Origin of the sequence: Acinetobacter sp. Res13-Abat-PEC15-P4-01 (assembly GCF_015676285.1) — a bacterium.
In the GTDB taxonomy this organism is placed as follows: Bacteria; Pseudomonadota; Gammaproteobacteria; order Pseudomonadales; family Moraxellaceae; genus Acinetobacter; species Acinetobacter nematophilus.
Genome location: NZ_JADAIN010000010.1, coordinates 229,792 through 256,436, shown reverse-complemented (window position 1 = coordinate 256,436; position 26,645 = coordinate 229,792). Strand labels below are relative to the sequence as shown.

At 39.7% G+C, this 26,645-nt stretch carries 21 protein-coding genes; 13 read left to right on the top strand and 8 right to left on the bottom strand.

The features are described from left to right. Positions 1-13: 13 nt before the first annotated feature. Both IMO47_RS04020 and IMO47_RS04015 read left to right on the top strand, forming a co-directional pair. Positions 14-4,555 (top strand): translocation/assembly module TamB domain-containing protein, encoded by a 4,542-nt coding sequence (locus IMO47_RS04020; RefSeq protein ID WP_196076911.1) that lies wholly within the window; start codon positions 14-16, stop codon positions 4,553-4,555. A gap of 516 nt (positions 4,556-5,071) precedes the next feature. Then, positions 5,072-6,928, top strand: a complete 1,857-nt coding sequence (locus IMO47_RS04015) for a M48 family metallopeptidase (protein ID WP_196076910.1) — start codon at positions 5,072-5,074, stop codon at positions 6,926-6,928. Positions 6,929-7,034: 106 nt separating this feature from the next. On the opposite strand, the gene IMO47_RS04010 is transcribed toward IMO47_RS04015, so the two are convergent. Beyond that, positions 7,035-8,663, bottom strand: coding sequence for a long-chain-fatty-acid--CoA ligase (locus tag IMO47_RS04010; protein ID WP_196076909.1), 1,629 nt, complete (start codon positions 8,661-8,663; stop codon positions 7,035-7,037). Between the two features lie 676 nt (positions 8,664-9,339). On the opposite strand from IMO47_RS04010, the gene IMO47_RS04005 reads away from it, so the two are divergent. The 6 genes from IMO47_RS04005 (at position 9,340) to IMO47_RS03980 (ending at position 14,024) form a co-directional block, all read left to right on the top strand. Further along, positions 9,340-9,552, top strand: coding sequence for a hypothetical protein (locus IMO47_RS04005; protein WP_196076908.1), 213 nt, complete (start codon positions 9,340-9,342; stop codon positions 9,550-9,552). A gap of 129 nt (positions 9,553-9,681) precedes the next feature. Then, a complete protein-coding gene (locus IMO47_RS04000; protein WP_196076907.1) occupies positions 9,682-10,401 on the top strand; it encodes a hypothetical protein in 720 nt (239 codons plus the stop codon). Between the two features lie 48 nt (positions 10,402-10,449). Beyond that, positions 10,450-11,418 carry a D-glycerate dehydrogenase gene (locus IMO47_RS03995; RefSeq protein ID WP_196076906.1) on the top strand — a complete coding sequence of 323 codons (969 nt, stop codon included), beginning with the start codon at positions 10,450-10,452 and terminating at the stop codon, positions 11,416-11,418. A 129-nt stretch (positions 11,419-11,547) separates the two neighbouring features. After that, positions 11,548-12,957 (top strand): M48 family metalloprotease, encoded by a 1,410-nt coding sequence (locus IMO47_RS03990; RefSeq protein WP_227552289.1) that lies wholly within the window; start codon positions 11,548-11,550, stop codon positions 12,955-12,957. A gap of 109 nt (positions 12,958-13,066) precedes the next feature. Next, complete coding sequence (locus IMO47_RS03985; RefSeq protein WP_196076904.1) at positions 13,067-13,426, top strand: hypothetical protein; 360 nt, start codon at positions 13,067-13,069, stop codon at positions 13,424-13,426. A 46-nt stretch (positions 13,427-13,472) separates the two neighbouring features. Beyond that, positions 13,473-14,024: a GNAT family protein gene (locus tag IMO47_RS03980; RefSeq protein WP_227552290.1), complete on the top strand. Its 552-nt coding sequence runs from the start codon at positions 13,473-13,475 to the stop codon at positions 14,022-14,024. A 110-nt stretch (positions 14,025-14,134) separates the two neighbouring features. Here IMO47_RS03980 and IMO47_RS03975 read toward each other — a convergent pair whose 3' ends face one another. Both IMO47_RS03975 and rpsU read right to left on the bottom strand, forming a co-directional pair. Further along, complete coding sequence (locus IMO47_RS03975) at positions 14,135-14,581, bottom strand: GatB/YqeY domain-containing protein (RefSeq protein ID WP_196076902.1); 447 nt, start codon at positions 14,579-14,581, stop codon at positions 14,135-14,137. Positions 14,582-14,620: 39 nt separating this feature from the next. Further along, entirely contained in the window at positions 14,621-14,836 is a 216-nt protein-coding gene (rpsU, locus tag IMO47_RS03970; RefSeq protein ID WP_001136722.1) for a 30S ribosomal protein S21, read from the bottom strand. A gap of 145 nt (positions 14,837-14,981) precedes the next feature. Between rpsU and tsaD the strand changes: the two genes are divergently transcribed. Further along, entirely contained in the window at positions 14,982-16,007 is a 1,026-nt protein-coding gene (gene tsaD, locus IMO47_RS03965; RefSeq protein WP_196076901.1) for a tRNA (adenosine(37)-N6)-threonylcarbamoyltransferase complex transferase subunit TsaD, read from the top strand. Positions 16,008-16,115: 108 nt separating this feature from the next. On the opposite strand, the gene IMO47_RS03960 is transcribed toward tsaD, so the two are convergent. The 4 genes from IMO47_RS03960 to IMO47_RS03945 form a co-directional block, all read right to left on the bottom strand. Next, entirely contained in the window at positions 16,116-17,216 is a 1,101-nt protein-coding gene (locus IMO47_RS03960) for a DUF6670 family protein (RefSeq protein ID WP_196076900.1), read from the bottom strand. A 320-nt stretch (positions 17,217-17,536) separates the two neighbouring features. Next, on the bottom strand, positions 17,537-18,076 hold the full coding sequence (locus tag IMO47_RS03955; RefSeq protein WP_196076899.1) for a hypothetical protein: 540 nt from the start codon (positions 18,074-18,076) through the stop codon (positions 17,537-17,539). Between the two features lie 122 nt (positions 18,077-18,198). Further along, positions 18,199-19,257, bottom strand: a complete 1,059-nt coding sequence (locus IMO47_RS03950; RefSeq protein WP_196076898.1) for an asparaginase — start codon at positions 19,255-19,257, stop codon at positions 18,199-18,201. A 298-nt stretch (positions 19,258-19,555) separates the two neighbouring features. Next, on the bottom strand, positions 19,556-20,791 hold the full coding sequence (locus IMO47_RS03945; RefSeq protein WP_196076897.1) for a pyridoxal phosphate-dependent aminotransferase: 1,236 nt from the start codon (positions 20,789-20,791) through the stop codon (positions 19,556-19,558). A 151-nt stretch (positions 20,792-20,942) separates the two neighbouring features. Here IMO47_RS03945 and msrB point away from each other — a divergent pair, with 151 nt between their 5' ends. The 4 genes from msrB (at position 20,943) to IMO47_RS03925 (ending at position 23,414) form a co-directional block, all read left to right on the top strand. Further along, positions 20,943-21,362 (top strand): peptide-methionine (R)-S-oxide reductase MsrB, encoded by a 420-nt coding sequence (gene msrB, locus IMO47_RS03940; protein ID WP_196076896.1) that lies wholly within the window; start codon positions 20,943-20,945, stop codon positions 21,360-21,362. Continuing rightward, positions 21,359-21,841, top strand: coding sequence for a glutathione peroxidase (locus tag IMO47_RS03935; RefSeq protein WP_196076895.1), 483 nt, complete (start codon positions 21,359-21,361; stop codon positions 21,839-21,841). The genes msrB and IMO47_RS03935 overlap by 4 nt, the downstream gene beginning before the upstream one ends. A 76-nt stretch (positions 21,842-21,917) precedes the next feature. After that, on the top strand, positions 21,918-22,745 hold the full coding sequence (locus IMO47_RS03930) for an AraC family transcriptional regulator (protein ID WP_227552292.1): 828 nt from the start codon (positions 21,918-21,920) through the stop codon (positions 22,743-22,745). Between the two features lie 48 nt (positions 22,746-22,793). After that, the gene (locus tag IMO47_RS03925) at positions 22,794-23,414 is read left to right on the top strand and encodes a LysE family translocator (RefSeq protein ID WP_196076892.1); all 621 of its coding nucleotides are present in this window, start codon (positions 22,794-22,796) and stop codon (positions 23,412-23,414) included. A 71-nt stretch (positions 23,415-23,485) separates the two neighbouring features. Here the strand turns inward: IMO47_RS03925 and IMO47_RS03920 are convergent, their stop codons facing one another. After that, the gene (locus tag IMO47_RS03920) at positions 23,486-26,644 is read right to left on the bottom strand and encodes an efflux RND transporter permease subunit (protein WP_196076891.1); all 3,159 of its coding nucleotides are present in this window, start codon (positions 26,642-26,644) and stop codon (positions 23,486-23,488) included. Position 26,645: the final 1 nt, after the last annotated feature.

The window sequence follows — 26,645 nt, the reverse complement described above, 5'->3', positions numbered from 1 at the left end:
TACTGGAAATATTATGGCTGATGAAGAACATCAAGATGTTCAAAATGAACAGCAAAATGATCAACCCAAGCAGGAATTGATGCCGAAGAAACGTAATTTATTACGTAATATTCTGATGTCTTTACTTCTGGTCATTATTTTATTGATTGCTGCTTTGGCTGTAATGTTTAGTACCGATAAAGGCAGTAAGTTTTTACTGGACCGTGTTGCTGCAAGTCAAAAAATCATTGCTTATCAATATGAAAGTGGAAACTTGCTGCAAGGGATCATTCTTAAAAATGTCTTGGTTACCTTAAGTGCAGTGGATGTCAAAATTGATCGTGCTGATATTTCTTTAGGGTGGCGGGCAATTTTAGATAAAGAAATCCATCTGAGTCATGCGGATGTCAATAATTTAATCATTATCAGTAAGAGTCCGCCAAGCGATGAACCTTTTAAATTCAGTGAAATTAAATTGCCATTTGTTTTGCGTTTAGACAAGGCTGACGTGGATCATTTGCAATTCCAGACCAGTTCTTCAAAAGTAGATATCAATGATATTTATTTGGAAAATGCGTTGTGGTCTGGAACTGCACTGAAGTTTGAAAATTCAAAAATGGACATGGGCTATTTATCGGTCAAAGATGCCACTGGAAACATGGATTTTAAACAAGGTGATTATCCACTTAACGCCAAAGCTATTCTTCGTCTTCCTTCGTTAAAAAGTTTAAATGTTGAAGATATCTACGTGCACGCCCGTGGTTCTTTAGCCACCATTAAAGCAGGAGTGGCGACGAAAACCCCGGATTTGTTGACAGGTTGGGCAGTCATTCACCCAATGCAGCATGACGTTCCAATGAACGGTGCACTGATATTTAAAGATTATCATTGGCCATTGATGCTAGACCAACAACTTTTATCTAAAAATGGTATAGCTAAATTTCAAGGCGATGTAAAAGGTCTGAATCTAGAGCTCAACACCGACATCAGTGGTAAAAATATTCCACAAGGGCAATACACGGCTCTGGCACATACTGATTTGGTTAATCAACTGAATATCAACAATATAAATGGTCAGTTGATGGGCGGGGCGGTCAACCTTACCGGTTTAGTGGGTTGGCATGATGTAGTACATTGGGATATCCAAGGGCGTTTAGACCGACTTAATCCAAAAGATAAAGTGATACCTCAGGCGATTCAGGATTTTCTGCCAGCCTCATTGGATGCAAAAATTGCGTCGGTGGGTCAGTTAAAGCAGGGTATGCATTTAACAGCCAATCTTGATTTTGATAAATACGAATCATGGAAGGTTAAGCTTGATCAAGCTGAACAAAAAGGCAAAAAACCCGAACCAATGCTATTGGGAGTAAATTGGAATAACATCGATCGGGCGGTGCCTTATGTAGGCTGGTTGAGCAGTGAGCAGGGGCAAGTCAATGTTGCACTTGTAGAAGGTCAGCAAAATATTCATGTTGCGACTGTTGTTCGTCAACATGAAAAAGGCAGTTTGCCAGCAGGTAAATATAATGCTCAGGTCGACCTAAAAGGCAATGATCTACATATTCCTGCATTTGAATATGTTGCGACCAAAGGCAGTTTATCTGGAAATGCTGTGGTTGAATTACCAACTGAAAAACGTCAATTGAAGTGGAATGCACTGCTCAACGCAAAAGATTTTAATCCACAGAGTATTGTTGCCACTGCACCAGTGGATCTCTTAAATGGGCAAATCAAAGCCAATGGTTATGCGAAACCAAATCAACAGTTGATTAATTTGGAGGCGATTAATTTAACGGGACGTATTGCCAACCAAGCCAAAGCAGAAACCATTCAGTTAACCGGTAAAAGCACAGCAGCAATAATTTTCAATGATGCGAAAGCTGGTGGGGCATTTAAAGGTTTTGCTGTGAATTATGATGGTGCTTTAAATGCGTCACAAATGAAGCAAGGCAGTGGTTTGCTCAAAATTCGTGTTGCAGGAACACCTGAGCTGATTAAAATTTCTGAACTTCAACATGATGGTGTTGCCGGGAAAATTCTAGCCAATGGTTTAGTCCATATCAGCAATGGTGTGGGCTGGGATATCAATGCCTCTTTGGTGCGATTTAAACCTCAATATTTTGTGTCTTCAATTCGTGGAGAAGTTTCAGGCAATGTTAAAACTCAAGGTAATTGGTCAGATCGTTTAAAGAAAATCAATATTCAGCAATTGAATCTTGCAGGCATGATTAACAATAAGCCATTGCGAGGAAAAGGCAATTTAGCAGTCGTGCTTAACTCTGACCTCAAGGGGTTGATGCCTCAACAATTTGAAGCAAATAATCTATTTTTATCTTATGCAAGCAATCAGGTTCAAGCATCCGGAAATGCGCAGAATTTGAGACTAAAATTGAATGCACCTGCATTATATGAGCTTTACCCGGGGTTGCGTGGTACAGCGCATGGTTATTTAAATTTACAAGCACAGCCGCGTTTAAGTGCGACAGCCAATCTCGCAGTGGATGATTTCAGACTGAATGACAGTTTAAGCATCAAGAAATTAAGCTTAAAAGGTGAGTTACCAACATCGGAAACTGTACCATCTAAAATGGTTGCACAAATGGAAACCTTGCGTAGTGGCAATCGAGAGATTCAGCACGCAGGCATTACACTGTCAGGAACCCGTAAAGCCCATCTATTACAATTACAAGCATGGAACTATTATTCAAAGTTTTATGTGCAGTTTGCTGGTGGGTTCAATGCTCAAAATGATTGGCTGGGTCAGGTTCAAAAAGGTGAGTTCGACTCGGTGCGAGCGCATTTATTGCAACAGCAACATGCACCGGTTATTTTCAATGCAGCTAAATCAGAGCTATATGTCGGACAGCATTGTTGGTTGAGTCAACAAAGTCAATTATGTTTTGATCAACCCGTTCGTGCGAGTCAAAAGCATGGCAATGTTTCATTTGTCACTAAAAACTTAGACTTAAATGACTTTGCTGCATTTATGCCAGAAGGTTTAGCCCTCACAGGTAAGCTAAACGGTTATGCAAAAGCGTCATGGACACAAGGTCAGCAACCTAAATTGGATGCCAAATTGGTGACACGGAATGGACAGATTGGTATTGCAGCAGAAGATCCAAATGATCCATCAACATCAATGAACTATGATGAAGCCAGTATTGTAGTGAAAAGCATCAAAGATGGCTTGTTATTGCGTACTGATTTGAAAGCACCGAACGTGGGAACAGGATATGCGAGCGTTGTAGTCAATCCCTATGTCGACGCTAAACCGATGCGTGGGGAGGTTGCTTTTAATGAAGTTCAATTGAAAATTTTAAAACCATTTATTGCAGATGTACGCAAATTGGATGGAACATTATCACTGGCAGGTAAGATCAATGGTACGCTGACACAACCGTTATTCGATGGTGAAATGCGTTTGAAGAATGGTGAAATCAGCATGATTTCACTACCAGTCAACTTAAATAATATTCAGCTTTATACTTCAATTCGCCAAGATGTTGCCACAATCAATGGTGCTTTTAACAGTGGTCGTGGGGTTGGTAAGATTTCAGGCAGTGTGGATTGGAAAAATGATCCACATGTGCAAATGCGTTTGACTGGTGACAAATTATTGATTCGCCAAGCCCCTTTAATCACTGCAATTGTTGATACGGATATGGAACTTGATGCTTTGCCGTTAAGTAAAAAATTAACAGTGAAAGGTAAAGTGGATGTACCACAAGCACTGATTTCAATGCCGGAATCAAGTGCAACCGTGGTCAATGTATCACCCGATGTCCGTATCGTAAAAGAAGGACAAAATCAGCTTGCGTTACTCAAGGCGGCTCAGCCATGGGCAATCCGTGCTGATGTTTCAGTGAACTTGGGGGATAAAGTCATTTTCCAAGGTTTTAACAGCCGTATTCCTTTAGTCGGGCGTTTGTACCTTTCACAGCGTGGTTTGGAGACGGCAATGCGTGCCAATGGTGCGATTGGTGTCAGTCAAAAAGTGACTGTGGAAGCCTATGGTCAACGTCTTGATTTAAACCGGGCGATCGCGCGTTTTAATGGTCCTTTGTCGAATCCAACCTTGGATGTGGATACCAACAAGAGTATTTCGGGAAGTACGGTCGGTTTGCGTGTGACTGGAACAGCTTCAAGTCCAAATATCCAGGTTTATAATGATGCTGGACTATCAGATCAAGAAGCCATGAATGCGCTGATCACAGGACGTATCAATGAAGGTTCAAGCGGATTAAGTAATGCAGAAGGCTTTAAGTCTGATGTAAACAATACCATTGCTGCAGCAGGAATCAGTCTAGGCTTAGGCGGAACCCGCGCATTTACCAATCAGATTGGAAGAACGTTTGGTCTGAGTGGTTTGTCTTTTGATGCGCAGGGGACAGGTGATGATACTCAGGTGAGTTTAACGGGATATATTACGCCAGACCTATATATCCGTTATGGCGTTGGCGTATTTACTCCCGTGAATAAATTGACTTTACGTTATCAAATGAATAAACGTCTGTACTTGGAAGCAAGTCAGTCTTTGGAAAAAGCGATCGATTTGTTCTACCATTGGCGTTTCTAATTTGATCATCGTTATCGTTTTAACCGGACTTGGATTTTTCGAAATTTAATCTGTGAAATAGAAAGCCCAAATATCGAATATTTGGGCTTTCTATTTGAGAAAATCTAATAAAATTTTCAAAGCGATGATTGTTGTACGTATTTTTACACTAGATTTAAATGGATATGTATATGTTGGTTTTTTATTGAGTCACTTGGACCGTCTTCCCTACGGTTCAGCCTTTTCTTGCACCCGCAGTTTTATTTCCTTTTTCTTCAAAACATCAGCTTGCAAAGTCGATTGATTATTTTGGTGTCGTATTTTTGAAAGTTCAATAATGGCTTCTTTGGCTGATTATGCATCTAGATCTTGAGCGATAGAGCCTATAGAGATACTTTTTTAATTATCATTTTATTAAGCTGAATAAGTTGATATTAGATTTTAATTTCTGAGTTTTTTCGATTTAATCAATTGAAACATAATCAGGTCATTGATATAAAAGAATCTAATCATGAAAAGAATATAAGGACAATAACAATGTACAGTCAGGAAAGGATGACTCGACTTGAGCAAGAATTACGTAAAAATCCCAAGGCTTACCACCGAAAAGTAAAAATACTGGCATGGTTGGGAAACTTATATATAGCATTTGGTGTTGTGCTTTTGGTGGTTTTATTGATTTTAGCCTGTCTGTCAATTTTGGTTTTAAAGGCTTTTGCAATAAAGATCATTATTCCTGTTGCAATATTTCTGTATGTGATTGTTAAATCACTCTGGATTAGTGTAGAAAAGCCCCAAGGCATCTCTATTCAGGCGAAAGACGCGCCTGAGTTATTTAAAATCATTGATGAATTAAGTCTAAAATTAAATTCACCTTCATTTCATCATGTACTTATTACAGATGATTTTAATGCAGCGGTCGTTCAGACGCCTCGACTCGGTCTATTTGGGTGGTATGAAAATTATTTGATAATTGGTTTACCGTTGATGCAATCCTTATCCGTTGCACAGCTTACTTCAGTGCTGGCACATGAATTCGGGCATTTATCTAAAAATCATGCCAAAACAGCAAACTGGATTTATCGTCAAAGGATTCGATGGGCGCAGCTTTATCAACTTGTAGAGCAAAATGCCAGTCGGATAGATATTATTTTTAGACCGTTCTTTAAAATGTTTGTGCCATATTTTGCCTCTTTCTCTTTTCCTGTTGCCCGTGCAAATGAATACGAAGCTGATAAAATTTCTGTGCAATTGACATCTGCTGAAACTGTGGCACAAACCTTGACTACGGTAAATGTCGTAGGATGTTATTTAAGTGAGGAGTTTTGGCCAGCCATCTTTAAGCATGCTGAAAATATGCCCAAACCCATAATTTCTCCCTATCTCGGTTACGTCAATCAGCTGATTGAATTTTCTGAGCCGAATAAAACCAAGAAATGGTTGGATCAGTCTTTAAAATTACAAACCAGTTTGGAGGATACACATCCTTCTTTAATGGATCGCTTGGAGGCAATTGGTCAAACGGCTCAATTGGTATTTGCTGAAAAAGGACATACAGCCGATTTACTTCTGGGGGATCAGCTGGCAAAAATAACGGCCACGTTTGATCATCAATGGCAGAACAATGTTTTGGGCGTTTGGCAGCAGCACCATCAACATATCCAACAGCAAAAAGAATATTTGAAGCAATTGAATGAAAAGTTAGCACGAGGTGAAAAACTATCTACTGAAGAAAGATTTACACATGTAGAGCTCACCGATACCGTTTTGCATCAACCTGATATTGCATTTGATTTAATGAGAGAACTCTATGAGGAAGATCAAGAAAATGCCCTGGCCAACTATATCTATGGACGTCTTTTGTTAGAGCGAAAAGATCAATCCGGATGTGCTATTTTAGAAAGATCAGCACAAATGAATGAATTCTATCAAGTGCAAGTCTATGAAATGCTGTATCAGTTTTATCTAGCGCAGGATTTTGCTGCTGAAGCTGAAAAATATCAAAGACGCATGCTGGATCGCGTCGAGCTTGAACAGATGGCAATGAGCGAGCGTCAGGAGGTGAGTTTCAGAGATCATTTTATACCACATGGATTGACCCTTGAAGAATTGGAAGATTTATTACAGCAACTTAGAAAATATACCGGTATTCAACAGGTCTGGTTGGTGCAAAAGCAAGTGCAGCATCTTAAGCATATCCCTTGTTATATTCTAGGTTTCAGTCTGAAGAAAGGGTTTAACAAAGTGGATATTGAGACAATCGTACAGACCGCAAAAGTATTACAGGAAAATGTGGTCTTTCCCGGTGAAACATTCCTACTGTGTTTTGATGTTGATGAAAATCAGAAGATCAAAAAGAATGTTAGACAAGTACAATCTGCTCAAATCATTTAACTTTATTGATCTAAAAATATTTCAAAATTTCGATAAAATAAAACATCCCAACGAGCGATGGGATGTTTTAGGCTGTTTGAATTCTTTAATCAATACGTTACTCGAGTTAATCTGCTAATAAGACATCAGCATATTGTTCGCGTAAATCACGTTTCAACATTTTACCGGTACCTGTTAGCGGAATAGATTCTACGAATACCACTTTGTCTGGAATTTGCCATTTGGCGATCTTATCTGAATAATAAGCAAGTAAATCTTGCTCTGTAATTTGAGCACCTTGATGTTTGATCGCAATCACCACTGGGCGTTCATCCCATTTTGGATGATTTGCAGCAATCACCGCGGCCATCGCAATCTCAGGATGGTTCATGGCAATATTTTCAAGTTCAACCGAAGAAATCCATTCACCTCCAGATTTGATCAAGTCTTTGGCGCGGTCACTTAAAATGAGATAACCATCTTCATTGATTGTCGCAATATCACCTGTGTCAAACCAGCCATCCGCACTTAACGCGTTTTCGGATTTTCCATAATAAGATTCAATAATCCAATGTCCTTTTACCTGCAAGTTACCCGTGGTATGCCCATCACGAGCAACTTCATGTACGCCATTTTCCTCATCGGTAATACGCAAGTCTACTCCGAAAGGTGGACGACCCTGAGAAAGTCGGATTTTAAATTGCTCTTCAGCACTTAGATTTTGATGTTTGGCCTTGAGTTGATTGCCAGTGCCAAGAGGACTCATTTCTGTCATTCCCCAAGCATGAATCGTTTCACACTGATAAATGTCTCTAAAAGCTTTCATCATGGCAGGAGGGCATGCTGAACCGCCTACAACATTTCGTTTAAGGCTTTCCAGCGTGCTTCCTGATTGTTTTGCAGCAGCAAGTAAACCTTGCCAAATAGTTGGCACACCCAATGCAATACTGACTTTATAATCATCGATCATCTGCACCAAACTCGCACCATCCAAACCTGGACCAGGTAGAATCAGGGTACAACCCACCATTGCCGCTGCATAAGGTGTTCCCCATGCATTGACATGGAACATGGGAACTACGGGTAACATTATGTCTTTGGCTGATAAATTCAAAGAATCAGGCAACGAGATTGCATAGGTATGTAAAATCGTCGAACGATGGCTATACAAAGCACCTTTAGGATGACCTGTAGTACCAGAGGTATAGCATAATGAACTTGCAGTATTTTCCTCAAAGTTTGGCCATTCATAATCTCCCGCATTTTCAGCGATGAGTACGTCGTAAAATTTGGCGTCTGGAAGCGCATCTGCAACATCTTGGTCGAAAGCACCAAGATAGACAAAATGTTGAACATTTGGCGTGTGTGCTTTAACAGCACGAATTAAGGGAAGGAAAGTCTTATCAAATAACACCACCTTATCCTGGGCATCATTGATAATAAAAATCAGTTGTTCAGGAAAAAGTCGAGGATTAATGGTGTGGCAGACGAGTCCGCTACCTGAAATTGCGTACCATGATTCTAGATGGCGATGATTGTTCCACGCAATTGTTGCCACACGATCTCCTGAATCAAGCCCAAGATGTTTCAGTGCATTGGCAAATCGTTTTGCGCTTTCAGTAACATGTGTCCAATCTGTCTTGGTGATTGTACCATCGGTATTTTTAGAAATTATTGCGGTATCACCATGATAACGTGCAGCATGTTCAATCAAGCTGCTGATTAGCAACGGTTGTTGCATCATACGTCCTTGCATGAAAAATTCCTTTATGATCTTGTTGATAGGCTTAAATTTTGGTTTTTTCAAAAGCTTTCTAAATTAAAAATAGAGGCAAATAGAAAAAGCTATGATTTCATCCTATATAAAAGTCAGATTAAATCAAGCTTAAAAACCATCTTTTTTTCAACTATTTTTTCTTTTTTAAAGCAATATAAAACAAGTATTTAGGTGGATTATCATGATTTGAAAATTTCAACAGAAAAATAAGGATCTACGACTAAAGGTGAATAAAAAAAATTACGTAGCAACTTTTTAATATGATAAACATAACACATGTCTTGCAAAGACAGAGATGTTTCGGGATGAAACTTCGAATGAGGTAGGATTTCTAAAAAGGAGTTTGATAATGTTGCAAAAAATCAGAAAATTATTGTGTATCCACAGTTTTGAATATGAAATTGGTCAAAATATTGTGGTTAAAGAGTGCCGTAAATGCGGAGCTCACCATTAGTTTTCTTAAACTCTAGCGAAATATCACCATATGATGATTTTATGGAATCAGTATGGTGATCCTAAAAAAGCATAATAATAGAACTCATGATTTGAATATTTTCTTGGTGATCGCAAAGCAAATATATCTCGGGTTTATTTGACTGATCAAAGTTGTGTTAGATGCGTTACAATAGCATCAATTTTCTGATTCCTATCTGATATGTCAAAAGATTTCTTGGCTGAAAGCTATATTGTTGATGAACATCTTGTAGATACCTTAAATTGGCTTTGTCAGCATCAAGATTGTTATGATGCTTTGCAATTTGATGTACTTACCCAAGAGCTCAAAGTTCACCATGCCAATGGCACCGACATCATTCGTCAAGGGATGTATCTCACAGCAAAATACGGCATTTTAGTCACTTCACTTTAGCTGAAGGATGTTATTCATGGTGGTGGATGAGTATTTGCTGTTTTATTCTATTCCTGAAGCCTAATTTATCCGCTTTTTAGTGTGGATTGATGCGACAAAAAAAACAAACATCGCTAGAATATAGGGTGTATGAAAAATATTGAATCTGTAATGAATGTGAATGTATCAGAACATCAGCGTAGCATTTTGGCTGTAATGGGAATTGATCTGTGGATTAGCAAGGTCGATGTACAGACACGCCATTATCAAAGTGCTTTATATCGCGATATTGAACCTTCACATCCTGTCATACATCAACCGATTGAGTTTAAAGATCTATCATCCACACCTATTGATGCTGATCTAGCGAAAAAGACATCGATCCTGACCACTGAAAAGACTCAAATCTCTGAAGTCACTTTACTCAAGCGTAATCCTGCTACTCAGCAGACAGAAGAAGTTTCAATATCACAGCACATTCAGCAACAAACTCATTTTGAGACAGAATCCGTATTGGTGCTGCCGCCATTTGAAATTCAAGCCTTTGCGATTGAGAATTGCCTATTATTGGTTGAAACAACTGACTTGAATGCTGAACATTTGACCTTGTGGAATAATATTCAACGTGCAGTCAGTGGACATGCTTATGAATTAAAATGGCCTTTCCCTTTGCCGCAGTATCAAGATGGTCGGGGGGTAAACCTTTATATTCAAGGTTTTATCGACGCATTGAGAGCAGAGCGCAAAGTGATTAGTCTGGGACAAATTACTCATTTTGAACAGCAGGATATTATGGTGCTGTCGAGTTTGGATGAAATGCTGAAAGAACCTTTGCTAAAACGTAAATTATGGCAAATGATGCAAAAATAAATACTTTAATCCCATAAAATGGTTGTGCTGAAAGGGAGTTTGATCTAGATGAAACAAAAAGTCGTAGTTTTTAGTCAAATCGATTCAGAAATTCTGTCACTTTTAAATGATCAATTTAAGGTGGCTGTTTTAGACCCGAAACAGGGTGACATCAATCAACAGATTAGAAATGAAGTGGTTGACGCTGATGCTATGATTGGTGCAGGACGTGTACTGAATGAATCAAATCTAGCACCGGCACAGCAGTTAAAAGTTATATCTTCAGTCAGTGTGGGTTATGACAATTATGATCTCGCCTATTTAAACCAACAGAAAATATGGTTGGCGAATACCCCCCATGTACTGACAGAAACAACCGCAGATTTAGCTTTTACACTATTGATGAGTGCAGCAAGAAAGGTACCGTCTTTGGATCGGTGGACCAAGCAGGGATCATGGAAACGCACCGTCAGTGCGGATCAATTCGGTCAAGATATTTTTGGTCAGACTTTAGGGATCATTGGTTTGGGACATATTGGTGCCGCGATTGCCCGTCGAGCTTTTTATGGTTTTAATATGAATATTTTATATCATAACCGCCGTGAAAAAATGGAAGTCGCTCAGCAATTCAATGCACAGTACAAAAGTCTTGAAGATTTACTTCAGCAGTCTGATTTTGTAGTAACCGCAGTTGATTTAAATCAGCAGTCTCAAGCGCTAATCGGTGCAGATGAACTAAAACTTATGCAGAAGCATGCGATATTTATTAATATTTCTCGTGGTTCTGTTGTCGATGAACAGGCGCTGATTGAAGCTTTGACCAATCAACAAATTTTTGCTGCAGGACTGGATGTTTATCAGAAAGAGCCTCTGGCTGAGTCACCCCTATTTCAGCTTGAAAATGTGGTGACGTTGCCACATGTTGGTTCGGCAACTGCAGAAACCCGTAAAAAAATGGCCCAATTGGCTTATCACAATCTGATTGATGCCATGGCGGGCAATACGCCAAAATATTTGGTGAATGAACACTTCAATTAAGATGTAAAGTAAAGTTAAAACAATATAACACTTCATTGCAAATTCGTTCTAAATTCAATGTTATATTGAAAACTCTAAGATTATTGAGCCGATCTATTGAACAAGACCTTACTCAGCTTGTGTTTATGTTTGAGCATTTCAATCAGCTCAGCAGAGACATTTACCCAACATCAAAATGGGGGGCAATTTGATGTTCCTGAAATTGGTGGGGGGGTAGGGTTTATCGATCAACAAAAAGAAAAAACCATTGGTGAAAAAGTATATCGTCAAGTTCAACAGCAGATGCCTGTACTCCATGACCCATGGTTGGAAGACCAGTTTATGATGGTTTTCTCCAGAATTCTTAGCCAGACCCAACTTGGACAACCTGTCGGCTTGGTGCTTATCAAAGATTCACAAATTAATGCTTTTGCTGTTCCGGGTGGTTTATTTGCGCTCAATACCGGAATGGTCACCGCATCAAACAATATCGATGAAGTTGCCAGTGTGATGGGACATGAAATAGCTCATGTTACCCAACGTCATTTCAGTCGCTCGCAAGAAGCATTTAAAGGGCAGGGATTATTGGCACTCGCAGGTATTATTGTAGGGGCAGCATTGGCTTCCAAGGCAGATGGTGATGTCGGCGGTGCGGTGATGATGGGTACACAAGCGGCACTCATGGACAAGCAATTGAGTTACAGCCGTAACCAAGAACGCGAAGCTGATCGTATCGGTATGCAATTCATGTATGGTGCGGGTTATGATCCAGAAAGTATGGCTGACTTCTTTGAAATCATGCATCGAGCAACCAGTCAGCTCAGTTTTTTACCTGATTTTTGGCTAACGCACCCGTTAACCACAGAGCGGATGAGTGAGGCGAGATTAAGAGCAAATCAATTTCCTAAAGTCACAACACATAGCTCGCAACAAGAATTTGATATCATCAAATGGTACACCTTGGTGGTTTCTGGACAAGCCAATGATCGTCAGTTAATGGCTTTTGCACGAAAAAATAATTTTCCAGGTTTGCTGGCATTAAGTGAGTTTTATTTGCTTCAAGGCGATTATGACAATGCTCAAGCTCAGCTGAATTTAGCCAAACAAATCAACCCGGATCATACTTTGGTCAGTTTAATTCAAACCAATATTTATTTGGGAAAAAATAAAATTGATGATGCTTATCAAAGCATTATCTCGAAACAGCGTATTACACCTGAAAATCGGGCATTAAGTTATAAATTGGCTGAAGTGTATTTAAGACAAAATAAGCCGAAAGATGTTGAACAATTGGTTAATCGATTTGTCAGTAAAAACAATAAAGATATTATTGGCTGGCAGCTGTTACAGCAGGCAGCGAATTTAGACAAACAAAATCCGATGCGTACCGTAAATGTTTTAAGAAATAGGGCAGAAGCTCAGTACTGGACCGGTGATGAAGAAAATGCAATTAAATCACTTTTACATGCCAAGCGTCTTGCTAAAGACAACAATGCAATGAGTGCCCGCATTGATACACGGCTTAAAGTGATGCAAGATGAGAGAAAAATGAAGATTTAATCCTATTCTCTGTTTTAAACAGAGACATTAAAGAAAATTTACTTTCTATTCTGTCATGAACAGGTTAAGCTTCAAATATTGAGAATGTATAATAAAGTATTTGATTCACATGAAGAAAATTCTAATTGCTTTAAGCATTTTACTATTTACACATAGTCTATCGGCAGCAGTGCCAGAACAATATGTCCGTGAAGTAGAGCGTATTTCTGCCCAGTATAATGCTGATATGAAGTTTTTTTTGCGTAGTTTAGATCCTAAACTGACTCAATTTAATGAGCAACAAAAAGCCCAATTCTGTTCGATCGTTCAGAAATATGTGAACGATATGTATAAAACAACGGATGAAAGTCGACAGCATTTACCTTTGTCAGTGCAGTCGATGACTAAACAGCAAGTGATTGATAAAGTGATGGCATCCCCAGAAATGCAGTTACTTTACAAGTATAATATTCAATGTGATTTAAAATAGATTCGCGCTTGATCAAATTGTATCTGGGAAACACGAGCCTATGGAGATGATGCAGTTTAAAATTGAAAATGATCAAATCGTGCTGCAAATTATTCAAACCTCTGATGCACATGATTTATTTTCTGCAATACAAAATACGTTGACCGAACTGAGGAAGTTTCCTGCAAGCTTGGTCTGGGCGCTGGAAGAACCGAATTTGCAGGCGTCGAAAGCTTTTTGTCAATCACGCCTGATTGCATTGTTAAACCAAGAAAACTTTGTATTTATTATTCGTTTAAATACCTCAAATGATTTTTTGGGTGTGATGGATATTCATAATATTGATTGGCAGCTCAATACCGCATCGATTGGTTTTTGGGGAAATGCAAAATTCAAGCAAAAAGGTTATATGACCCAAGCATTGAGATTATTTATCCATACCTTATTTTCAAAATGGAACTTTGTTGTTTTAAATGCATATGTCGATGCTGAAAACTTGCCGGCACGAAGGTTGTGTGAAAAGAACGGGTTTTTACTGAAAAATATTGAATATGACTCTGTAAAGAATCCAGTTGATGGCAGTTTCAGAGACATTTGCCATTATCGAATTGAACGTTGAACTGAGATGATTTGAGAAGTGATTATTTGGACTATTCAATCTGTGATTATTTCATTGCAAAATAATTTGATTAAATAGACCAAATCAAACAGTTAAGAAGTGATAGGGGATTAACCAAGTTTTGCTTTAATTTTAGCGGAAACTTGTGCAGGATCGGCACGTCCGGCTATGATCGGACGTAGAGAATTCATCACCTTACCCATATCTTTCATGCTAGTTGCACCTTGCGCTTCAATTGTCTGCGCAATGAGAGAATCAAGCTCGTCCTCTGACATAGCTTCAGGTAGAAATTGAGATAAAACTTCAATTTCGGCTTGTTCTTTACTAGCTAAATCTTCACGGCCTGCGCCTTCAAAGGCTTTGACCGATTCTTTACGTTGTTTGATTTGCTTTTCAATGACCGCAAGAACTTGACTATCGTCAAGCTCTATGCGCTCATCGACTTCGATTTGCTTGATTGCTGCCTGTAGACTACGAATTACCGTTAACTTATCCATTTCTTTAGCACGCATTGTTGCTTTCAAAACATCAGTTATTTGGTTTTTTAAAGTAGTCATTATATTTTCCAGGTTGAGTCAATCAATCACAAATTAATCTTAGTAAAGGCGAGTTGTACGTACTGATTCACGCGCCAATTTCTTTTGGTAGCGTTTAACAGCAGCAGCTTTTTTACGTTTACGTTCTTGAGTTGGTTTCTCGTAGAATTCACGTTTACGAACGTCTGCTAAAACACCCGCTTTTTCGCATGAACGTTTGAAGCGACGGATAGCTACGTCAACTGGTTCGCCTTCTTTCAATTTAACTTGTGGCATGAAGAATCCTCATTAAGTTATGGATAAGATCAGGGTCGAATTACCCTAGATCACAAGTGAAGGTCAGTATTTTACTCATTTACATCTCATATCACAAGTCTATAATAGCTTTGGCAATATTTTGAAATAGGTAAAAGGCAATTTAATGATCGTTCTTGGCTTAGAAACTTCATGTGATGAAACAGGTTTGGCACTTTATGACAGTGAAGTCGGCTTAAGAGGACAAGTGCTATACAGTCAAATTAAATTGCATGCTGAATATGGTGGTGTGGTTCCTGAGTTGGCATCTCGCGACCATGTGAGAAAATTAATTCCTTTGATTAATCAGCTGCTTGAGCAGAGTAATGTGAAAAAGTCCGAGATTGATGCGGTGGCTTATACGCGGGGACCAGGCTTAATGGGGGCGTTGATGACAGGCGCTTTGTTTGGTCGAACCTTGGCTTTTGCTTTAAATAAACCTGCGATTGGTGTGCATCATATGGAAGGACATATGCTGGCACCATTATTATCAGAAAATCCTCCAGAATTTCCATTTGTTGCTTTATTGGTCTCGGGTGGGCATACCCAATTGATGGCTGCGCATGGAATTGGTCAGTATGAAATTTTAGGTGAGTCGATCGACGATGCTGCCGGTGAGGCTTTTGACAAAGTTGCGAAAATGTTGAAATTGCCGTATCCAGGTGGACCAAACATTTCAAAATTAGCTGAACAAGGCAGTAAAGAAGCATTTGAATTTCCACGGCCCATGTTACATCAGGGACTGGATTTTTCATTCAGTGGTCTAAAAACTGCGGTTTCAGTGCAACTCAAAAAACTTGAAACTGTACATGCAAATACTGAACACCATCATGCGGATATTGCAGCATCGTTCCAAGAGGCTTTGGTGGATACTTTGGTCAAAAAATCCCTAAAAGCACTTAAACACACTGGTATGAAAAGCTTGGTGATTGCCGGTGGCGTAAGTGCAAATAAGCGCCTAAGAGAGCGGTTAGAAGCAGACTTGGTTAAAGTGAAAGCAACCGTTTACTATGCTGAGCCTGCTTTATGTACGGATAATGGCGCCATGATCGCATTCGCTGGTTATCAGCGTCTAAAAGCGGGACAACAGGATGGATTGGCTGTGACCACAACACCGCGCTGGCCAATGACAGAATTAACACAGCCTGTTTAATTCAATTTTATAATTTGATGGTATTCAAAAAGAGGCAGAAGCCTCTTTTTTTAACTACAATATAGTTGTGGCAGTCAGGGCAAACTCAAATCTTTGAAATAAATACAATCAATCATTAAAACTATTCTGATCGACCATATCAACATATTCAATATAACCACGCCCTTCTACGGCATGCTCTAGATATTGCCCTGCAAAATTGTAGGCACTGGCATAGCCGCGACCGTGACCATAACGATAAGGACTGTCAATTTCAGCAGTAATCTCTAATACAAGTTCATCTACATCATTATGAACTGTCCAACTAAATAGACGTGGTAATCTCATCTTATGGCCGTCTGGAGCAACATAGTCGTCGACATCATGTGCGATCACTTTAAATTCTACGCGTGTATACACTTCAGCAGGGCGATCAGTATGTCGTATATGTAAGGTATACGCAGCAGCTTTTCCAAGCACATCAACTTTGGTTAACAGTAATTGTGTTGTACTGTCCAAATTAATGATTTGATAGGTAAAGAATGTTAAAGGAATTTTATTGTGCTCCTTAAGTAATGTTTTTGAAAGATTATATGGACCGACTGCACGGGCATATTCATACGTGCATAATCCTTCTGTAAGCGTACATTCACCTTGATATTCTAATTTTCCTTTAAAGCGGCTTAAAAGACTAAAATGATCGTAAACCGATGATTTTACGAACCATGACGCATGATCGGAAACATTTAAATCGAATTCAAAATCTAGTCCACAATAATGTCCTTGCAGATGAATATAAGGCAATTGACCAGAAATTGTGACTTCTTCTCCTAAAGCTATCAGATTATCTGAATCAGAAATATGCGTTTCTTGTGGAATCATATAGGCTTTGAGTAAATGCCGTTCCAAGGCTGCTGTACTGGAAAAGAGGGTAGCAGATCGTCGAGGATCTCCATGGGTAATCGCGTCATGATCAAAAGCCAAAACACCTGGCGTACCGATAAAAATCATAATATTTAAGTAGCGATGTGGTTCAGGCAATAAGGGAAAGAAAATTCCATAGTGAGTCCAGGAATAAAATTTATCATCTACTCGAGGGTGAATGATGTCTGCATCTGAAAATGGTAAAGTTGAATATTTAACAGCTTGATCAAGCAAAGCTTGTCCCAAAAGCAAACTCTTTCCAGAAAACTTACTCAATAATGAAAATTTAGGGAGTATTTTGTTCATTGTATTCAACTAAATTCTGTCATTTTTTTATCCTAGGGTGAATCGTATAGGCTCAGAATTGGAGTTTGGGACAAGTTTTATGCTTTACAGGACATCACGGATTTATTTTGTCTGACAATCTTATGCAAATGATAAACTAGCACAATGGGCTAAAATAAAAGATGCGGGATTGATTGACACTGTGGTTAAGCTGATTGAGCAGATAAGATCATTCAGTCGTGATGCAACCAAGATGAATTCACAGAAGTACTTCATCTTAAATGATTATTCAAGTTGGGAATGAGTATATATATTGGTATGAACCAAGGTTGTTAAATTGACTAATTTACATCGGGAGTCCAGGTCTTTTTTTTATCATCATACTGATATTGAACTTTGTCCGTATAAGTAGAATCAAAAGATGTAAATGAACGCTCTTTTTTAATGCTAAAACAGTTTCGGATATTGCTATAAGTTTCATGGGTACCCGGATGATCACCATCAAATTGCGACCCCATCAAACACAGTTTTGGGTCGTTTAAGGAAAATGTATAAGATGGTTTCTTTTTCACATCGCCTTGGTTATCTTCCCATCCGGTAAATTGATAATTGAGTGGGTAGGCAATACCGGTTTGGGTATCCAATGCAATCATTTCCAGTGAGTCAGAAGTGCCTGTATTCAACAGGATGTATTTTTTATCAAAATTAGCCTTCATGCCTTTAAGTGCAGTTTTATATTTGGCCACATTGGCTTTAGAGCAATAATTGCCATTAAAATAATCGCTATTACACTCGGATACTTTTTTAAAAGGGACATTGGCATATGGGATCGAAAGACAACAACCTGAAATTATGAGGAATGCCATCAGCTGTATTTTCATTATTTTCACCAAAATGTTGTTGTGGTTTTTGCTCAATATTTATTTTAACAATCATCATCAAAAATGCCACATATTGGCGATGCTAAACATCTCAATATGCGGCAAGTATTTAAACTAAAGAATTAATATTCCCAGAACATACGCTGGATTTCTTTTGGATCTTTAGTTTTTGTAAGCGCCAATGCTGCTAAAAGCTTGGCTTTCTGTGGGTTTAAATCATGTGCTACAACCCAACCGTATTTATCATCCGGCTGTTCGGCATTACGTAAAATAAAGCCTTGTGGAACACGTGATGAGCGAATGATCTGTACACCTTGTTGTTGAAGTTGGTTCAATGTTGGCACAATATAATTCGCAACAGAACCATTTCCTGTTCCTGCATGAATAATTGCTTTAGCTCCAGCTTTTGCATAAGCCAGATATGCATCTGGAAGCATATTGCCAGAACCATAGACAATTTGTACAAGAGGCAGGCTATCACCTTGAATATTTTCAATATTGAATTCAGAACTGTTGTTGAAACGTTTAGCTACATTTCTAAACCAATATGGCTTACCTTCAACTAAAGTTCCTAACGCACCCCATTGACTTGCAAATGCATCGGTATGGATATTGATTGCTTTGGTCACATCTCGTGCTGCAAAAATATCATCATTCATCAGCACAAAAACGCCTTTTCCTTTGGCAGTGTCGGAAGCAGCCAATGCAACAGCACTATAAAGGTTCAAAGGACCATCCGCAGAGAGTGCTGAAGGTGGACGCATAGAGCCAACTACGACAATCGGCTTATCCGTATGAACTGTGAGACTGAGAAAATATGCAGTTTCTTCTAATGTATCTGTTCCATGTGTAATGACGACACCATTTACATCAGGTTTTTTGACCAATTCATTGACTTTACGCGCGATGGTCAACAGTTCTTTATCGGTAATGCTTTCAGAAGCGACCTGTAAAGCCTGTACACCAGTCACATTGGCAAGGTTCTGGATTTGTGGAACAGCATTGAGTAAATCGTCCACGGGAACTTTTGCCGCAGTATAGGTTGCACTGTTGGTCGAGCTTGCACCTGCTCCAGCGATTGTTCCACCTGTTGCAACGACAACGACATTATTTTTTGCATAGCTACTAAAGGGCAAAATCATGCCAATTGCAAGCGCAAGTGCAGTAACCGTCTTTTTCATAAGTCTTCCTTTTCAGTCTTTGTTCTGATCATAAGCATTTTTTATGCCAGTTTTAAATCTATATAAATATTGGGGTGTTGCCCATACTTATTTAAAAATGCAACTTTCTAAATAATCATTCAAATTTATAGTTGCATACTCTTAAAACGAGATAAAGTCACCGTCAGCATGATTTTTCAGCATTCGATGAGTAGATTGTGCAATATATCGGCAACAGTGTTGTTTTAAGACATCTTGATCTATTAAAAAAAGGCATTCAAAAATGAATGCCTTTGGATATGTTTAAGATTGGAGATAATTAACGCATTTTAGCCAGAAAACGGCTTAAACGGTTCATGGCCTCACGCAATTCGTTTTCAGCAGGCAGGAAAACCACACGGAAATGATCAGGCGTAGGCCAGTTAAAACCTGTACCTTGTACCAGTAAAACTTTTTCAGCTTTCAAGAAATCTAACATGAATTTTTCATCATCTTCGATTGGATAAATTTCTGGGTCAAGTTTAGGGAAACAGTACATTGCGCCTTCAGGTTTTACACAAGATACCCCTGGAATGTCATTCAACATTTCCCATGCAATATTACGCTGTTCGTACAAACGACCACCAGGGCGAATCAAGTCATTAATTGACTGATAACCTCCCAAAGCCGTTTGAATCGCATATTGTGCTTGATGGTTGGCACACAGGCGCATCGACGCAAGCATGTCTAAACCTTCAATATAATCTGCAGCACGTGATTTATCACCTGTAATTGCCATCCAACCTGAACGGTAACCTGCAATACGATATGCTTTGGATAAACCATTGAAAGAAATACATAACTGATTTCCTGCCAGAGCAGCGACAGAGACGTGTTCGATGCCGTCATAGACGATTTTGTCGTAAATCTCGTCAGCAAATAAAATCAAATCATATTTTTTAGCCAGTGCAACAATTTGTTCCAATACATGGCGCGGATAGACTGAGCCTGTCGGGTTATTCGGGTTAATGACCACAATCCCACGGGTATTGGGCGTGATTTTACTTTCCATGTCGGCAATATCTGGATACCAATAGTTTTGATCATCACACTTATAATGGATCGCAGTACCGCCAGAAAGATTTACTGCGGCTGTCCATAATGGATAATCAGGCATAGGAACCAGCATTTCATCGCCATCATCCAATAAGCCCTGCATTGCCATCACGATCAGTTCAGACACACCGTTACCGATATAGACATCTTTGACATGTAAGTCCAGAATGCCTTTCTGCTGGTAATACTGACAAATGGCCTTGCGGGCAGGGAAAATACCCTTTGAGTCGGTATAGCCTACAGCATTTGGTAAGTTTAAAGCCACATCGTTGATAATTTCTTGAGGGGCTTCAAAGCCGAACGGGGCGGGATTTCCAATATTCAGCTTAATAATTTTGTGACCGGTTTCTTCCATCTCATTGGCCGCTCGTAACACTGGTCCACGAATGTCGTAGCAAACATGCTCTAGCTTTGACGATTTTTTGATTTCGCGTGGGGTTGTGTTACCTAAAACGGACATAATCTTATCCAATTATTCTGAGTTAAAAATATAGATTACTGAAATATCACAATCTATGTTGAAATTTAGCTAGAATTTTTCCAAGCTCTAGCGTAAATATGGAAGTACTGAAGCATGACATTGAATGTCAAAGATTTAAAGGAGTTTAATGATGGGAAAACTCAATAAAACAGACCGAGAATGGCAAAGAGAGTTATCACCTGAGGAATTTAGAATTACCCGACAAAAGGGCACAGAGGCTCCTTTTACAGGCAAATATTGGAATACCAAACAGCATGGAACCTATGTTTGTCGATGCTGTGGTACAGAATTATTCAACTCAGACACCAAATACGACAGTGGTTGCGGATGGCCAAGTTTTTTTAAGCCGATTAATAATAGTGTTATAGAAGAACAAGATGATCACTCTCATGGGATGGATCGTGTTGAAATTATATGCCATCATTGCGATGCACATTTGGGACATGTGTTTGAAGATGGACCACAACCGACGGGCTTACGCTATTGCGTAAATTCCGCTTCTTTAGAACTAAAATCACAAGAAAAAGGCGATGAGGAAACGTATCCATGACCAACATTTATCAGTTCGAGGCTGAGTTGTTAGAGGGTGAAAATAAATCTTTTTCAGATTTCGAAGGAAAAGTTTTATTGATTGTCAATACTGCAAGTAAATGTGGTTTCACTCCACAGTTTGCAGGATTAGAAAAACTTTATGAAAAATATAAAGATCAGGGACTTGAAGTTCTAGGTTTTCCTTGCAACCAATTTGGTGGGCAAGATCCGGGTACCAATGAACAAATTGGCAGTTACTGCCAGCGTAACTATGGTGTTTCATTTCCTATGTTCGCAAAAGTGAATGTAAAGGGACCGGAAGCACATGTGATTTTCCGTTATTTAACCAATAACAGTAAAGGTATTTTGGGGAATGGCATTAAATGGAATTTCACGAAATTCTTGATCAATAAAAAAGGAGAAGTGATCAACCGTTATGCGCCAACAACCAAACCCGAAGATATTGAGCAAGACATCGAAAAAGCCTTGGCTGAATAATCAGTGCGTATCTCAGTCCGATTGCTCAGATGATGTATTTAAAAAGAGTACGGTTGAATTTTGGAGTGATCCGCGAATGCCCTATGTTGAAACACGTAGGGCATGTCAAAGTCGGGTGTGCTATAAATCCCATAGCCATCCCACCTTTTCAATTGGGGCTGTAGACTGTGGTATCAGTCGATTCAGCAGTTATTTTGCTCAGGATGAACAAATACAGACAGGTAGTTTGGTTGTTATTCCCGCAGAAATTGAACATTCCTGCAATCCACTGGAAAATCAGGCGTGGAGCTATCAAATGATGCATCTCGATGCACATTGGGTTGCCCAACTGTTTTCAGAATTGATCGAGGATATTGAACAGCTTTATCCTCAGCATATTCCACTATTAAAGCCTCAGATTATTCATCATCCAGACGCCTATCAGTCTTTCACGCAACTCAATCAGGTACTATTTGATCCATCTACAGCAATTTCCTTAAAACAGCAAAAATTAGTCGAGGTCCTGTCTGAAATTTTGCTTTCACATTTTGAGTTGAATCTTTTAAAACAATCTGAATATTTTCAAAAATATTTGAGTAGAGTGATTGCTTATATTGAAACTAGCCAGCATATGCTTTCTTTGGATCAACTTAGCCAAACTGTGGGAATCAGCCGTTATGCGATCATTCGGCTATTTAAGAATAATTTTGGTCTTACACCACATGCTTACCAACTGAATCAAAAAATAAATACTGCCAGAAGCCTTTTAAAGTCGGGTGAAACAATCGTTCAGATTGCGCATGCTTTGGGATTTAACGATCAAAGCCATTTTCATCATGTGTTTAAAGCCCACACAGGCATAACACCGAAACAGTTTCAAATCCAATTTCCGAGCGCATCATTGCGCAATTTTTTACAAGATTAGATGGTCAGAAAATATTTAAGCTGATTTAAATATTTTTGGAATTGGCTAATGGAATTGTTTTTAGTTGTTGCAGTCACACATTTTATTGCTTTACTTTCTCCTGGACCTGATTTTTTTCTGATTTTAACCACTTTATTCAGAGAAGGACGGCATGCTGCAAGATGTGTATGCCTGGGTATTGTATGCGGCAACATTGTGGTGATTGGATTCGTCTTTGTTTCACTGTTTATGCTGGGGCAACTCAATCATGGCATTCTGGATGTGGTGAAATGGGGGGGCACGATTTATTTAAGCTATCTGTCCTATCGGTGTTTTGCATATGCATGGCATGCTGATTTTACTCCTGATACTCAAATGGACAGTGGTGGCCAGAAAGTCTCAGAAAAACTAAAATTACTCTTTTATGGTATTCAATCCAGTGTTTTAAATCCTAAAAATATTCTTTTTTACGCTACGATCATTTTAGCAATCTATCAACCCTATGCGGCTTGGAAACTATGCTTGGTCAGTGTATGGATGGTCTGTGTAGTATTGTTTTGGAATCTATGGTTAATTCGTCTGATGAGCCACAAAAGGGCATTAAATTGGTTTCAATCGAAAATAAAAATGATTTATTCGCTCTCTGGTTTATGTTTTGCCTTATTTGCCGGGGTGTTGTTGTTTAACTGATTAAAAATGCCGTTCCAGACTTGATTTGGAACGGCTGTAGATGACGGGTATTTTTTTTCACACCTCATTTATCAATGTGGGTGTATAGTGCTTGAAGATTTAGCCATTTTGTTACGCTTAAACAGTTTGTTGTGGATATCATCAATAAAGGTGTATACCACTGGGATCACCAATAATGACAGGAACGTACTGGTGATCAGACCACCTATCACAGAAATTGCCATTGGTGCCCTAAAGCTTGGATCAGTTCCGATACCCAACGCAATTGGCAACATTCCTGCACCCATCGCTAAAGTTGTCATAATGATAGGCCGCGCACGTTTATGACAGGCATCGAGGAGTGCATTGATACGGGAATACTGCCGTTCACTGCGGGCGATGATGGCATAATCCACCAATAAGATGGAGTTCTTACTGGCAATGCCCATCAACATAATCAAACCGATCAGACTTGGCATGGAAAAACTGCTCTTTGCCAGAAGCAATAATACAAATGCACCGCCCAGTGATAAAGGCAAAGCCACTAAAATTGTGATGGGCTGCAAGAAGTCTTTAAACAGTAATACCAGTACCACATAGATGCAAAGTACACCCGTTAACATGGCGAGACCAAAGCTCTCAAATAACTGTTGCATCACATCGGCATCGCCAAGGTTGGTACGTTTTACCGAAGGCGGTAAGTTTTTAATGGTCGGTAACTGTTCCACTGCATTGGCAACATCCCCAAGAGGTTGATCATTCAGTTCGATATTGAAGTTAATGTTCCGTAAGCGATTAAAACGGTCAATTTGCGAAGGACCACTTTCAATATTAACCTGAGCAATCGTACCGAGCATCACAGGACCTTTACTGCCTGTAATCATCAAGCGCTTAATCAGGTCTTGATCCTGACGTGCTGATAAAGGCAGTTTGATCACGATGGGAATCTGTCGCTGAGAAAGATTTAATTTTGCTAGGTTTTGATCAAAATCACCGGCTGTAGCGATGCGGACAGTTTCAGCAATATTTTGTGTCGTGATGCCTAAATCGGCAGCTTTTGCAAAATCAGGACGTATTACTAATTCCGGGCGAATCAAGGCTGCACTGGAGGTAATACTGCCAATATTGGGAATAGTGCGAATTTCTCGTTCGACTTGACGTGCTGTACTGATCAGAACATCAGGGTCATCTCCGGAAAGTGCAATCTGATATTGACTGTTATTGCCCGCAATACCTACTTGAATGCGTGCGCCGGGAAGTGGAGCTAAACGTTGACGTATATCGTTTTCAATTTTTTGCAGACTCGCAGAACGATCGGAGCGATCAGTGACTTGAATGGTTAATGTGGCTTTCCGGGGTTCACTGGATGCACCACCAGAAAATGGATCAGTTCCAGAAGATCCTCCCCCAATTGTGGTGTATACACTTTTAATTTCGGGATGGTCTGTGATTAAATTACGTGCATATTCAGCGGCTTTCAAGGTGTCAGGAAACTGGGAGCCAGGTGGTAACTCTACACGTACTTGAGTTTGTCCAGTATCTGGGGGTGGCACAAAGCCCGTTGGCAAGAGGGGAATCAGCATAATGGAGCCGACAAAAAATAAAATGGCACTCCCCAAGGTGATCCAACGGTGATTTAAACACCATGTGACCATTCGCATATAGGCTTGCATAAAGCGCCCGTCTTTTGCTCGATCATGTGCCAACTCAAGATCACCCTGATCATTGAGAGGTTGTATCGGTTTCACTTGTGCTTGTGGTTCTTCTATTTTACCGATCCATGGTTTAAGAATATAAGCCGACATCATTGGTGTCAGCAAACGTGCCACAAGAAGTGAAGCAAAGATGGCTAATGAAGCAGTCCAGCCAAATTGAACGAAGAATTTGCCTGCGATACCGCTCATAAATGCTGTCGGTAAAAACACTGCAATCAGGGTAAATGTTGTGGCAATGACGGCTAGACCAATCTCATCAGCGGCTTCCATTGCAGCTTCATAGGGTGTTTTCCCCATCCTGAGATGACGGATGATATTTTCAATTTCAACAATAGCATCATCCACTAAAATTCCGACCACCAATGACATCGCCAAAAGTGTGACAGTATTTAAGCTGAAACCCAGATAGTACATACCGATCAAAGCGGGTAGGATTGACAAGGGGAGTGCTGTTGCAGCAATGATCGTTGCCCGCCAATCTCTTAAAAACAGCCATACTACCAAAATGGCAAGAATTGCACCTTCATACAACAAAGACATAGAACCTTTATAGTTATCCACCACAGGATTAACAAAGTTAAATGCTTCGGTAATCTTGATGTCTGGGTGAGCTGCTTTTAACTGATTCAAGGCTGCTTTGACCCCTATTTCAACATCAACCTCACTTGCGCCTTTACTTCGTGTAATTTCGAACCCAATCACTGGATGACCGTTTAATAAAGCGGCAGAACGTCGTTCAGCAATCCCATCACGCACACTAGCAACCTGATCAAGGCGGATATGCCTACCATCACTCAGCGCAATATCCATGTCACCAATTTCAGCAGCAGTTTTAACGGTAGCAATGGTACGAATAGATTGTTCACTGCCTCCAATTTTCGTTTGACCACCTGAGGCTTCCTGCTGAATCAAACGTAGTTGACGGGTAATGTCTGTCGCAGTGGCATTGAGTGCCAGAAGTTTTTCGGGATCAAGTTCAACTTCAACCTGACGGGTAACTCCACCAACACGGGAAACGGCACCCACACCTTTGACTTTTAACATGGCACGGGCAATGTCGTAATCAACAAACCAAGACAGCGTTTCTTCATCCATTCGTGGTGACTGAATGGTATAGGTTAAGATTGGTGAACCGGATAAATTGATTTTACTGACAATAGGGTCACGTAAATCCGCAGGTAAATCTGAACGCACTTGTGAAACGGCATTACGGACATCATCGACAGCTTCCTGCAAAGGTTTTTCGAGCTGAAACTCGGCAGTAATGACCACTACACCATCTTGGATGTTGGTATATTGATTTTTAAGTCCTTGCAAAGTTGCAATTGAATTTTCAATTTTACGTGCCACTTCAGTTTCAAGCTGCGGTGGCGCAGCGCCTGGCAAAGCTGCTGTAACAGTGACCATTGGCAATTCTATATCAGGGAACTGTTGTATTTTCATCCAATGGAAACACATCAAACCTGCCAAGCCCAACATGATAAAAAGTAAAATGCCAGGGATAGGATTTTTAATTGACCAAGCAGAGAAATTCATA